This window comes from Streptomyces sp. NPDC093097, from assembly GCF_044754325.1.
Lineage (GTDB): Bacteria > Actinomycetota > Actinomycetes > Streptomycetales > Streptomycetaceae > Streptomyces.
This window is the reverse complement of record NZ_JBIVOW010000009.1, coordinates 1-12627: the sequence shown is the minus strand read 5'-3', so window position 1 is coordinate 12627 and position 12627 is coordinate 1. Positions and strand designations below refer to the sequence as shown.

The following is a 12627-nucleotide window of genomic DNA, read 5'->3' as shown; positions in this document are numbered from 1 at the left end:
CTGACGCCCCGCGAGCGCGCCACAGCCCCGTACGGATGGCCTTATATATAGGGCGCGCGACGCGACAAAACACCCAACGGATAGGGGGAACCGCCAGGTGAGTACGAGTACGGGTACCGGCTTTTGCCGGGTCACGGTCGCCGCGCCGGACGCACGGATCGACGTGGCGCTGCCGGAGGACGTGGCACTCGTCGACATCTACCCGGAGATCCTGCGCCTCTCCGGGCAGTCCCAGGCCGAGGGCGCCCCGACCGGATATCACCTCGTACGCCGCGACGGCACGGTCCTCGACGCCGGGCAGTCGCTGGCCCAGCAGCAGATCCTCGACGGCGACCTGCTGTTGCTGAAGCCGTTCGCCGAGTCGCTGCCGCTGCCGGTCTTCGACGACGTCTCCGACGCCATCGCCTCCGCGGTCAAGCAGAACCGCAGCCGCTGGAGCGACGACCTGATGCGCTTCGTCGGCCTCAGCGCCGGTGTGCTGCTGCTGGTGATGATGGCGTTCGCGCTGTGGTTCTCGAATCCGATCGACCGCGACATGCACCGCCTGCCCGGCATCATCGCCGGTGTGGTCGGCGTCGTCCTGGTCGCCCTGTCCGGCGTCCGCGCCCGCGTCTACGACGACCACGCCTCCTCGATCGCGCTCGGCCTGGCCTCGCTGCCGCACCTGCTCATCGCCGGTTCCGGCATCTTCCCCGTCGACGCCGGTGCCGGCCCCGGCCGGCTCCACCTGCTCGTCGGCTGCGTGACCGTACTGATCGCCTCCGTACTCCTGGTGGTCCTGCTGCCCCGCGGCGACGCCCCCTTCGTCGCGGCTGCCTTCCTCTCCGCCATCGGCACCCTCGCGGTCTTCGCCGCGATCCTCACCGACGCCGCCCCGAGCGAGGTCGCCGCGGTCACCGCCGTGGTCTCCATCGCGATGGTGGCCTGGCTCCCCAGCCTCTCCGCCCGCTTCGCCGGTCTGCCGATCGGCTACCGGTCGCCCGACCAGATCGCCAAGGGCGCCCTGGAGTCCGGCTCTGAGACCGAGTCCGTGGACTTCGTGAAGATCGGCAACCAGGCCAAGCGCGGCCACGAGCTGCTGCTGGGCCTGGTCGCCGGCTGCTCCGCCCTGGTCGTCGGCTCCGCCGGCATCGTCCTCGGCTTCTCCGACAACGTCTGGGCCCAGGTGCTGGCGCTCGCCGCCGGCATCACGATCATGCTGCGCGCCCGGCTCTTCGACTACACCGCGCAGGTCGCCTGCCTGACCGTCGCCGGCATCCTCACCATCGTGCTGCTCGTCCTGGGCATCGCGCTGCACCCGCCGACCGACATCTTCGTCAACCTGGAGCGCTTCCAGGACTCCGGTCCGCTGAACATCCGCACCGTCTGGTTCTCCAGCAGCATCGCGGTGGGCGCGGCGGTCCTCGTCGGCGTCGGCCTGATCGTCCCGAAGAAGGGCGTCACCCCCTTCTGGGGCCGGATCTTCGACCTCTTCGACGGCCTGGTCCTGCTCTCCCTGGTGCCGCTGTGCCTGGCGGTCCTGGACGTCTACAACGCCGTCCGCGGCCTGACCGGCAACTAGCGCCACCTCCGACCGCCCGCAGCGGCCCCTCGACCACCCGGTCGGGGGGCCGCTGCCAGCTGGTACGCTGTGTGACGGTCCATCCGAGTAATCAAAGATTCCCTGTGTCGCAAATCCAGGGGCGCTCATGGACCGAGACCCCTAAGGAGTGCGCGTGTCGCTCGACGTCGCCACGAAGAAGCAGATCATTGCCGAGTTCGCCACCAAGGAGGGTGACACCGGCTCCCCCGAGGTCCAGGTTGCGCTGCTCACCCGCCGCATCTCGGACCTGACCGGGCACCTCAAGACCCACAAGCACGACCACCACTCCCGCCGTGGTCTGCTGCTGCTGGTCGGCCAGCGCCGCCGCCTGCTGCAGTACCTGGCGAAGAAGGACATCACGCGCTTCCGCGCGCTGGTCGAGCGCCTGGGCATCCGCCGCGGCGCGGCGGGCGCCAAGTAAGACGCCGTAGAGGGAGCGGTTCCCACCGGGAGCCGCTCCCTTTGCCGTACGCACCGGACGGCCGGACCACCGCGCGGTGGACGGAACCTTTGTACTCTGGTGCCATATCGCAAAAGCGAACACGGTAGAGCGCCTCCTGGCCGCCGGTCCTCGGTAGTGGCCCCCGGACAGCCCGTGGTCACCCCATGCGGCAGCACTCCGGGTGCTTCGATCGAAGACCGGCCCGCACCGGCGCTCCACCGACGAGGGTCCCCTGCCACACGGGCAGCGGACGCAGACGAGGAGATATTCCTGGTGGAGAACGAGACCCACTACGCCGAGGCCGTGATCGACAACGGCACGTTCGGCACCCGCACCATTCGCTTCGAGACGGGCCGCCTGGCCAAGCAGGCCGCCGGCTCCGCCGTTGCGTACCTGGACGACGACACCATGGTGCTGTCGGCCACCACCGCCTCCAAGCAGCCGAAGGACCAGCTGGACTTCTTCCCGCTGACCGTCGACGTCGAGGAGCGGATGTACGCGGCCGGGAAGATCCCCGGCTCCTTCTTCCGTCGTGAGGGCCGGCCCAGCGAGGACGCCATCCTCACCTGCCGTCTCATCGACCGGCCGCTGCGCCCCTCCTTCAAGAAGGGCCTGCGCAACGAGATCCAGATCGTCGAGACGATCATGGCGCTCAACCCCGACCACCTCTACGACGTGGTCGCCATCAACGCCGCCTCCTGCTCCACGCAGCTGGCCGGCCTGCCCTTCTCCGGCCCGGTCGGCGGCACCCGTGTCGCCCTGATCAACGGCCAGTGGGTGGCGTTCCCGACCCACAGCGAGCTGGAGGACGCGGCCTTCGACATGGTCGTGGCCGGCCGGGTGCTGCCCGACGGCGACGTCGCGATCATGATGGTCGAGGCCGAGGCCACCGAGAAGACCATCGAGCTGGTCAAGGGCGGTGCCGAGGCGCCGACCGAGGAGGTCGTCGCGGCCGGCCTGGAGGCCGCCAAGCCCTTCATCAAGGTGCTGTGCAAGGCCCAGTCGGACCTGGCCGCCAAGGCTGCCAAGCCGGTCGGCGAGTTCCCGATCTTCCTCGACTTCCAGGACGACGTCCTGGAGGCGCTGACCAAGGCCGTCAAGGACGAGCTCGGCCAGGCGCTCACCATCGCCGGCAAGCAGGAGCGCGAGTCCGAGCTGGACCGCGTCAAGGCGCTGGCCGCCGAGAAGCTCCTCCCGGAGTTCGAGGGCCGCGAGAAGGAGATCTCCGCCGCGTACCGCGCGCTGACCAAGACCCTGGTCCGCGAGCGCGTTATCAAGGAGAAGAAGCGCATCGACGGCCGCGGCGTGACGGACATCCGTACGCTGGCCGCCGAGGTCGAGGCGATCCCGCGGGTCCACGGCTCGGCGCTCTTCGAGCGTGGCGAGACCCAGATCCTGGGCGTCACCACGCTGAACATGCTGCGCATGGAGCAGCAGCTGGACACCCTCTCCCCGGTGACCCGCAAGCGCTACATGCACAACTACAACTTCCCGCCGTTCTCCGTCGGTGAGACCGGCCGCGTGGGCTCCCCCAAGCGCCGCGAGATCGGCCACGGCGCGCTCGCCGAGCGCGCCATCGCGCCGGTGCTGCCGACCCGCGAGGAGTTCCCCTACGCGATCCGCCAGGTCTCCGAGGCGCTGGGCTCCAACGGCTCGACGTCCATGGGCTCGGTCTGCGCCTCCACGATGTCGCTGATGAACGCCGGTGTGCCGCTCAAGGCCCCGGTCGCCGGCATCGCGATGGGCCTGATCTCCCAGGAGATCGACGGCAAGACGCACTACGTCACCCTCACCGACATCCTCGGTGCGGAGGACGCCTTCGGCGACATGGACTTCAAGGTCGCCGGCACCAAGGAGTTCGTCACCGCGCTCCAGCTCGACACCAAGCTCGACGGCATCCCCGCCTCGGTCCTGGCTGCCGCGCTGAAGCAGGCCCGCGACGCCCGCCTGCACATCCTCGACGTGATGAACGAGGCCATCGACGTCCCGGACGAGATGTCGCCGAACGCGCCGCGGATCATCACCGTCAAGATCCCGGTGGACAAGATCGGTGAGGTCATCGGCCCCAAGGGCAAGATGATCAACCAGATCCAGGAGGACACCGGCGCCGACATCACGATCGAGGACGACGGCACCATCTACATCGGTGCCGCCGACGGCCCGGCCGCCGAGGCCGCCCGCGCCACGATCAACGGCATCGCCAACCCGACCATGCCGGAGGTCGGCGAGCGCTACCTGGGCACCGTCGTCAAGACGACCACCTTCGGTGCGTTCGTGTCCCTGCTCCCGGGCAAGGACGGCCTGCTGCACATCTCGCAGATCCGCAAGCTCGCCGGTGGCAAGCGCGTGGAGAACGTCGAGGACGTGCTCGGCGTCGGCGCCAAGGTCCAGGTCGAGATCGCTGAGATCGACCAGCGCGGCAAGCTCTCCCTGATCCCCGTGATCGAGGACGAGGACGCCGCCAAGGACGACACGAAGGACGACGCCGCCAAGTGACGTCCCGCACGCACGCGACGACGGCCCGCACCTCTTCGGAGGGGCGGGCCGTCGCCCGTACCCAAACGCTTCTGCAGGGCGCCGCGGGGGCCGGTACGGTCCGCCGCACCACCCTGCCCGGCGGCCTGCGCGTGGTCACCGAGACGCTGCCCACCGTCCGCTCCGTCACCTTCGGGATCTGGGCGCACGTCGGTTCCCGTGACGAGACCCCCTCGCTCAACGGCGCCACCCACTACCTGGAGCACCTCCTCTTCAAGGGCACCGAGCGCCGCTCCGCCCTGGACATCTCCGCCGCGGTCGACGCGGTCGGCGGCGAGATGAACGCCTTCACGGCGAAGGAGTACACCTGCTACTACGCGCGGGTCCTCGACACCGACCTGCCGCTCGCCATCGACGTGGTGTGCGACATGCTCACCGGCTCGCTGATCGAGTCCGAGGACGTGGACGCCGAGCGCGGGGTGATCCTCGAAGAGATCGCGATGACCGAGGACGACCCGGGCGACTGCGTGCACGACCTGTTCGCGCACACCATGCTCGGCGACACCCCGCTGGGCCGCCCGGTCCTGGGCACCGTCGACACCGTCAACGCGCTCACCGCGGCCCGCATCCGCCGCTTCTACAAGAAGCACTACGACCCGACCCACCTGGTCGTCACGGCCGCCGGCAACGTCGACCACGCCAAGGTCGTCCGGCTGGTGCGCCGTGCCTTCGAGCGGGCCGGGGCGCTGGACCGCGCGGACGTCGCTCCGCTCGCGCCGCGCGGCGGCAACCGCGCCATCCGCACCGCCGGCCGGGTCGAACTGCTTGGCCGCAAGACCGAGCAGGCCCACGTCGTCCTCGGCATGCCCGGCATGTCCCGCAACGACGACCGGCGTTGGGCGATGGGCGTGCTGAACACCGCCCTGGGCGGCGGGATGAGCTCCCGCCTCTTCCAGGAGGTCCGCGAGAAGCGCGGCCTGGCCTACAGCGTGTACTCCTTCACCTCGGGCTTCGCGGACTGCGGGCTGTTCGGCGTCTACGCCGGCTGCCGGCCCAACCAGGTGCACGACGTGCTCAAGATCTGCCGCGACGAGCTCGACACGGTGGCGGCCGAGGGCCTCACCGACGACGAGATCCGCCGCGCGATCGGCCAGCTGCGCGGCTCCACGGTCCTCGGCCTGGAGGACACCGGCGCGCTGATGCACCGGCTCGGCAAGAGCGAACTGTGCTGGGGCGAGCACATGTCGGTCGACGAGGTGCTGGCGCGGATATCGGCGGTGACCCCGGACGAGGTCCGCGCGGCGGCCCGTGATGTCCTGGGCGCACGCCCCTCGCTGTCCGTCATCGGCCCCCTGAAGGACCGGCAGGCGGCCCGCCTGGACGACGCCGTCGCCTAGGCGGCGTCCAACGGGCTGTCCCACCACCGAGAGAGAGCGGAAAACGATGAGCAAGCTGCGCGTGGCCGTCCTGGGAGCCAAGGGGCGCATCGGCTCCGAGGCCGTCCGGGCCGTCGAGGCCGCCGACGACATGGAGCTGGTCGCGGCCCTCGGCCGCGGCGACGAGCTGTCGACGCTGGTCGAGGCCGGCGCCCAGGTCGCGGTGGAACTCACCACCCCCGACGCGGTGATGGACAACCTCGACTTCTGCCTGCGGCACGGCATCCACGGTGTGGTCGGCACGACCGGCTGGACCGACGAGCGCCTCGCGCAGCTGCGCACCTGGCTCGACGCCGCCCCCGGCGCGGGTGTGCTGATCGCTCCGAACTTCTCCCTCGGCGCGGTGCTGACCATGCGGTTCGCCCAGCAGGCGGCCCGTTTCTTCGAGTCCGCCGAGATCGTCGAGCTGCACCACCCGGGCAAGGCGGACGCCCCGTCCGGCACCGCCGCCCGCACCGCCCGGCTGATCGCCAAGGCCCGTGCGGAGGCCGGCTGCCCGCCCCAGCCGGACGCCACCCAGACCGGGCTGGAGGGTGCCCGCGGCGCGGACGTGGACGGCGTCCCGGTGCACTCGGTGCGGCTGCGCGGTCTGCTGGCGCACCAGGAGGTGCTGCTCGGCGGGGTGGGGGAGACCCTCACCATCCGTCACGACTCGCTGCACCACAGCAGCTTCATGCCGGGCATCCTGCTCGGTGTGCGCCGCGTGGTGACGACTCCGGGCCTGACGGTGGGCCTGGAGAACTTCCTCGATCTGGACTGACGACCATGGGCGGAAAGATCACCTACTTCTTCCTCTCCACCGTGCTGGTGCTGGTCTTCGGCGTGGTGGCGATGGAGGGCGTGCTGCTCCTGCTGACCGGGGAGCCGGTGGCGATGGGCATGGGCGCGGTGGCGTTCGTCCTGCCGTTCATCGGCGGCTGGTTCCTGTGGGCCAACACCCGCTTCGCCCGCGAAGCGGGCCGGCTGGCCCGCGAGCTGGAGGCGGAGGGCGGCCTGCCCTCCGACGACCTGGCGCGCACCCCCGGCGGCCGGATCGACCGGGACGCGGCGGACGCGGAGTTCGCCCGCCGGCAGGCCGAGACCGAGGAGGCGCCCGGCGACTGGCGCACGTGGTTCCGGCTCGCGGTCGCCTACCGGGACGCCCGGGACACCCCGCGCGCCCGCAAGGCCATGCAGCGCGCCATCGCCCTGCACGCCGGCCGGCCGGTCCCCGGGGAGCACCGGCCCGCACGGACCGGCTGAGTCCTCGCGTCCGCAAACACCGACCGCCCGGGTCCGTACGGAACTTCCGTACGGACCCGGGCGGTCGCGGTCTTCAGCGGCGGTGCTGCGCCGCCCATGCCTCCAGCACGTCGGCGGCCTGCTCGAACATCTCCGGGCGGCCCAGGAAGTCCCCGTTGCGGTCGGTCACCAGGGTGCGCAGCCGCCGGCCCGAGACCTGCTCCACGCGCAGCGCCTGGCCCTGCACCGTCCGCGGCAGCCCCAGCCAGCGCACCGGCTGCTGGATCGTGCGGACCGCGGTGACCGCCGACCACGGCAGGGTGGCGGTGCGCAGCAGGTTCACCTGCCGCAGTCCCCGGGCGCTCACCCAGATCCCGACCCGCACCAGCCGCAGGGCCAGCGCGATCACCGTCACCGCCACCACCACGCAGACCGCCGCCCCACCCGGGGCCCCGGCCAGCGCGATGATCAGCGCGGAGAGCAGTACGAACGAGGCGAGCAGCAGAAACACCGCCGCCGCCCCCACGCGCCACGGTCCGGGGCGGTAGGGACGGCGCCAGTCGTCGGGGTCGTGGGACGGCGGGGAGACGGGGTCCGCGCGGCCGTCGGCCTGAAGGGCGCGGTCGGCCGTCAGGAAGGGCAGGGGCACGGCTGGTCCTCACTCGGGGCTGGTCGGCGCGGAATGGCACCGACGGTAGCTGTGAGCGTGAGGCTATCGGGATCGGGCGGAGCGGAACCACCGGGTGGTTCCGCTCCGCCCGCCCGGTCAGCGGTGCGCGGCCTCGGACTGGTGCACCCCGGTCGCACTGGAGGTGTCCTGCTGGAGGGCGGGCAGCCCGAACAGCAGGGAACCCGTCAGGCCGCCCACCACGGTGAGGGTGATCAGGAACTGGCCGACGAGCTGCGTACGCGAGGCACGCTGGCGCGGCGGGGGAGTGATATTGCTGCGGAACCGGTCTGCCTCGGCGACGAAGGCGAACGGGACGGGCTCTCGCCGGCGGAACATGAGGGGCTCTCCTAGGAACCTCGAAGTGGGAACTGTCACAAGCAAGGACGTGTGAGGCGTCCGTTTGGTGCCCGTTTTCCGTTGCTTCTGTGAAAAATATCAACCGCAGCCCGCCGACACGCAGGCAGGGGCGGCCTTATTCCGTTTTGTCACTAACGCGGCATCAGTTGGTATTTCCCGGACTGTCAGTGGCGGGCCGTAGGCTGGTCGCGCACGAGGATCGAACGGAAGGAACCGCCGGTGTCCCCCACCCCCGAGAGCGCCGAGAGCGCACCCGTCAGTTTCCGCAGCGAGGTGACGGTCGAGCTGGTCAAGCACAGCGCAGCGGACAGTGACGTGCTGTGGGCGGCCCGGGTCTCGACGGCCGGCGAGCAGTCCCTCGACGAGCTGACCAAGGACCCGGAGCGCTCCAAGGGCCTGATCAACTACCTGATGCGGGACCGGCACGGCAGCCCCTTCGAGCACAACTCGATGACGTTCTTCATCAGCGCGCCGATCTTTGTCTTCCGCGAGTTCATGCGCCACCGCGTCGGCTGGTCGTACAACGAGGAGTCCGGCCGCTACCGCCAGCTGGAGCCGGTCTTCTACGTCCCCGGTGAGTCCCGCAAGCTCGTCCAGCAGGGCCGCCCCGGCAAGTACGAGTTCGTCGAGGGCACGCCCGCGCAGTTCGAGCTCACCGGCCGCGCCATGGAGGACTCCTACCGCCAGGCGTACGCCGCGTACGAGGAGATGCTCGCCGCCGGCGTGGCCCGCGAGGTGGCCCGCGCGGTGCTCCCGGTCGGCCTCTACTCCTCGATGTACGCCACCTGCAACGCCCGTTCCCTGATGCACTTCCTCGGTCTGCGCACCCAGCACGAGCAGGCGAAGGTGCCCTCCTTCCCGCAGCGCGAGATCGAGATGGTCGGCGAGCAGATGGAGGCCCACTGGGCCAAGCTGATGCCGCTCACCTACGCCGCCTTCAACGCGAACGGCCGCGTCGCCCCGTAGGCGCTCCATCCTCGCGCGGCGGGCGCCGGCGTCCGCTCGCCGGAGGGGATGCCGACCACCGGAATACCCATCCGAAGTGTCCGGATTGCGGCGGTTTGAGAAGTTCATTTACGCTGAACAAACGGACCCGGCACTGCTTGAACCCCCGAGCAGGCAGTGCCGGAGTCCACCTCCTTCCTCCCCAGAGGCTCACCCTGCGGCGCCCTACGAGTAGCGTGGGACCCATGGCTCCGACTTCCACACCGCAGACCCCCTTCGGGCGGGTGCTGACCGCCATGGTCACGCCGTTCACGGCGGATGGCGCTCTCGATCTCGACGGCGCGCAGCGGCTCGCCTCCCACCTGGTGGACGCCGGCAACGACGGCATCGTCCTCAACGGCACGACCGGAGAGTCCCCGACCACCAGTGATGCGGAGAAAGCGCAGCTGGTCCGCGTCGTGGTCGAAGCCGTCGGCGACCGTGCCTTCGTCGTCGCCGGAGCCGGCACCAACGACACCCGGCACAGCCTGGAGCTGGCCCGCGCCGCCCAGGACGCCGGCGCGCACGGCCTGCTCGCGGTGACGCCGTACTACAGCAAGCCCCCGCAGGAGGGCCTGCTGCGGCACTTCACCGCCATCGCGGACGCCACCGACCTGCCCGTGATGCTCTACGACATCCCCGGCCGCAGCGGTGTCCCGATCAACACCGAGACCATCGTGCGGCTCGCCGAGCACCCGCGGATCGTCGCCAACAAGGACGCCAAGGGCGACCTCGGCCGTGCCAGCTGGGCTATCGCCCGCTCCGGCCTCGCCTGGTACAGCGGCGACGACATGCTCAACCTCCCGCTGCTCTCGGTCGGCGCGGTCGGCTTCGTCTCCGTGGTGGGCCACGTCGTCACCCCGGAGCTGCGCGTCCTCCTCGACGCCCACCTCGCCGGTGACGTCGCCAAGGCGACAGAGATCCACCAGAAGCTGCTGCCCGTCTTCACCGGCATGTTCCGGACGCAGGGCGTGATCACGACCAAGGCGGCGCTCGGCCTCCAGGGCCTGCCCGGCGGCCCGCTGCGGCTGCCCCTGGTCGACCTCTCGCCCGAGGAGACCGACCAGCTCAAGCGCGATCTCGCCGCCGGCGGGGTACAGCTCTGAACAGAGACTTCACAACTGAATACGGACCAACAACCGCCACATAGCAAGTGCACGAATGTCATGCGCGCCACGTGCCTCGACGGCAACGTGGCGCGCATGGTGAGGAGAGTCTTTTGAGTCATCCGCACCCCGAGCTCGGCGCCCCGCCGAAGCTTCCCGAGGGTGGCCTGCGCGTCACCCCGCTCGGCGGCCTGGGCGAGATCGGCCGCAACATGACGGTCTTCGAATACGGCGGCCGGTTGCTGATCGTCGACTGCGGAGTGCTCTTCCCCGAGGAGGAGCAGCCCGGAATCGACCTGATCCTGCCGGACTTCACGTCCATCAGGGACCGCCTCGACGACATCGACGGCATCGTGCTCACCCACGGCCACGAGGACCACATCGGCGGTGTCCCCTTCCTCCTCCGGGAGAAGCCGGACATCCCGCTGATCGGCTCCAAGCTGACCCTCGCCCTGATCGAGGCCAAGCTCCAGGAGCACCGGATCCGCCCCTACACGCTGGAGGTCGCCGAGGGCGACCGCGAGCGCCTGGGCCCCTTCGAGTGCCAGTTCATCGCCGTCAACCACTCCATCCCGGACGCGCTGGCGGTCGCCATCCGCACCCCCGCGGGCATGGTGGTCCACACCGGCGACTTCAAGATGGACCAGCTCCCGCTGGACCGCCGGCTGACCGACCTCCCGGCCTTCGCCAAGCTCGGCGAGGAGGGCATCGACCTCCTCCTCACCGACTCCACCAACGCCGAGGTCCCGGGCTTCGTCCCGCCGGAGCGCGACATCTCCAACGTGCTGCGCCAGGTGTTCGCCAACGCCAGCAAGCGCATCATCGTCGCCAGCTTCGCCAGCCATGTGCACCGCATCCAGCAGATCCTCGACGCGGCGCACGAGTACGGCCGCCGGGTCGCCTTCGTCGGCCGCTCGATGGTCCGCAACATGGGCATCGCCCGCGAACTGGGCTATCTGAACGTCCCCGCCGGCCTGGTCGTCGACGTCAAGACGCTCGACGACCTCCCGGACGACGAGGTCGTGCTGGTCTGCACGGGCTCCCAGGGCGAGCCGATGGCCGCCCTCTCCCGGATGGCCAACCGCGACCACCAGATCCGCATCGTCCAGGGCGACACGGTCATCCTGGCGTCCTCGCTCATCCCCGGTAACGAGAACGCGGTCTACCGCGTGATCAACGGCCTCAGCCGCTGGGGCGCGAACGTGGTCCACAAGGGCAACGCCAAGGTCCACGTCTCGGGCCACGCCTCGGCCGGCGAGCTGCTGTACTTCTACAACATCTGCAAGCCGAAGAACCTCATGCCGGTGCACGGCGAATGGCGCCACCTGCGGGCCAACGCCGAACTGGGTGCCCTCACGGGCATCCCCAAGGACCGCATCGTGATCGCCGAGGACGGCGTGGTCGTCGACCTGATCGACGGCATCGCCAGGATCAGCGGCAAGATCCAGGCCGGCTACGTCTACGTCGACGGCCTCTCGGTCGGCGATGTCACCGAGACCCACCTCAAGGACCGCCGCATCCTGGGCGACGAGGGCATCATCTCGGTCTTCGTCGTCGTGGATAGCAGCACCGGCAAGACCGTCGGCGGACCCAACATCCACGCCCGCGGCTCGGGGATCGACGACAAGGCCTTCGACGCCGTCGCCCCCAAGATCGACGAGGCGCTGGCCAAGGCGGCCCAGGACGGCATCGCCGAGCCCCACCAGCTCCAGCAGCTGATCCGCCGCGCCGTCGGCAAGTGGGTGTCGGACAACTACCGTCGCCGCCCGATGATCCTTCCCGTGGTCGTCGAGGTCTGACGGACCGACCTGCCCGCAGGTCCCAAGTGGGAGCGGGGCGCCCGGATTTGCATCCGGGCGCCCCGCTCCAGTAGGTTTACGGCTCCGCCAGAACGGGAAGCCCCCCACGCTTGCGCGTGCGGGCCGCTCCCCGCAGAGCGCGGAATTCCGGCCCAGAGCAATCTGATAAAGTCGGAAAAGCCGAAAGGCAAACCCCTCCGACGAAAACTCGGAACCGAATTCGAACCGGCGGCGCCTCGCTAAGAGACGGGTCGGAAGCGAAAAAGGATCTGATAAAGTCGGAAAGGTCGAAAAGCGAAAGCGAAGCGGCCGAACCCCGCTCCAACAGGGGGCCGGAGACGGAAACGGATCTGGTACGGTTGGAACCGCGAGAAAGCCGAAAGGCTGGATCGCACCGGCGAAAATCGGAGCCGAAAGGGTCTGATAGGGTCGGAGACGCAAGACCGAAGGGAAGCGCCCGGAGGAAGCCCGAGAGGGTGGCCGAAGGAAGCGTCCGTTCCTTGAGAACTCAACAGCGTGCCAAAAGTCAACGCCAGATATGTTGATACCCCGTCT

General features: G+C 69.9%; 11 protein-coding genes. 9 read left to right on the top strand and 2 right to left on the bottom strand.

Features of this window, described 5'->3' with window-relative positions; genetic code table 11:
• Nucleotides 1–97 precede the first annotated feature (97 nt).
• The 6 genes from eccD to ACIQE0_RS17255 all read left to right on the top strand — a co-directional run bounded on the left by eccD (nt 98) and on the right by ACIQE0_RS17255 (nt 7177).
• A complete protein-coding gene (eccD, locus tag ACIQE0_RS17280; protein WP_402332823.1) occupies nt 98–1561 on the top strand; it encodes a type VII secretion integral membrane protein EccD in 1464 nt (487 codons plus the stop codon).
• Nucleotides 1562–1715: 154 nt separating this feature from the next.
• The gene (gene rpsO, locus ACIQE0_RS17275) at nt 1716–2003 is read left to right on the top strand and encodes a 30S ribosomal protein S15 (protein ID WP_366339950.1); all 288 of its coding nucleotides are present in this window, start codon (nt 1716–1718) and stop codon (nt 2001–2003) included.
• Between the two features lie 294 nt (nt 2004–2297).
• Complete coding sequence (locus ACIQE0_RS17270; RefSeq protein WP_402332820.1) at nt 2298–4520, top strand: polyribonucleotide nucleotidyltransferase; 2223 nt, start codon at nt 2298–2300, stop codon at nt 4518–4520.
• Complete coding sequence (locus ACIQE0_RS17265) at nt 4517–5896, top strand: pitrilysin family protein (protein ID WP_366339954.1); 1380 nt, start codon at nt 4517–4519, stop codon at nt 5894–5896. The genes ACIQE0_RS17270 and ACIQE0_RS17265 overlap by 4 nt, the downstream gene beginning before the upstream one ends.
• A 46-nt stretch (nt 5897–5942) precedes the next feature.
• Complete coding sequence (gene dapB / locus ACIQE0_RS17260) at nt 5943–6695, top strand: 4-hydroxy-tetrahydrodipicolinate reductase (RefSeq protein ID WP_366339956.1); 753 nt, start codon at nt 5943–5945, stop codon at nt 6693–6695.
• A gap of 5 nt (nt 6696–6700) precedes the next feature.
• Nucleotides 6701–7177 (top strand): hypothetical protein, encoded by a 477-nt coding sequence (locus tag ACIQE0_RS17255; protein ID WP_366339958.1) that lies wholly within the window; start codon nt 6701–6703, stop codon nt 7175–7177.
• A 73-nt stretch (nt 7178–7250) separates the two neighbouring features.
• Here ACIQE0_RS17255 and ACIQE0_RS17250 read toward each other — a convergent pair whose 3' ends face one another.
• Nucleotides 7251–7805, bottom strand: coding sequence for a hypothetical protein (locus ACIQE0_RS17250; RefSeq protein ID WP_402332816.1), 555 nt, complete (start codon nt 7803–7805; stop codon nt 7251–7253).
• 117 nt (nt 7806–7922) lie between these two features.
• A complete protein-coding gene (locus ACIQE0_RS17245; RefSeq protein ID WP_366339961.1) occupies nt 7923–8162 on the bottom strand; it encodes a hypothetical protein in 240 nt (79 codons plus the stop codon).
• A gap of 240 nt (nt 8163–8402) precedes the next feature.
• On the opposite strand from ACIQE0_RS17245, the gene thyX reads away from it, so the two are divergent.
• The 3 genes from thyX to ACIQE0_RS17230 all read left to right on the top strand — a co-directional run bounded on the left by thyX (nt 8403) and on the right by ACIQE0_RS17230 (nt 12072).
• Nucleotides 8403–9149, top strand: coding sequence for an FAD-dependent thymidylate synthase (thyX, locus tag ACIQE0_RS17240; protein ID WP_366339963.1), 747 nt, complete (start codon nt 8403–8405; stop codon nt 9147–9149).
• Between the two features lie 224 nt (nt 9150–9373).
• Complete coding sequence (gene dapA / locus ACIQE0_RS17235; RefSeq protein WP_402332811.1) at nt 9374–10273, top strand: 4-hydroxy-tetrahydrodipicolinate synthase; 900 nt, start codon at nt 9374–9376, stop codon at nt 10271–10273.
• Nucleotides 10274–10386: 113 nt separating this feature from the next.
• Entirely contained in the window at nt 10387–12072 is a 1686-nt protein-coding gene (locus tag ACIQE0_RS17230; protein WP_366339967.1) for a ribonuclease J, read from the top strand.
• Nucleotides 12073–12627: the final 555 nt, after the last annotated feature.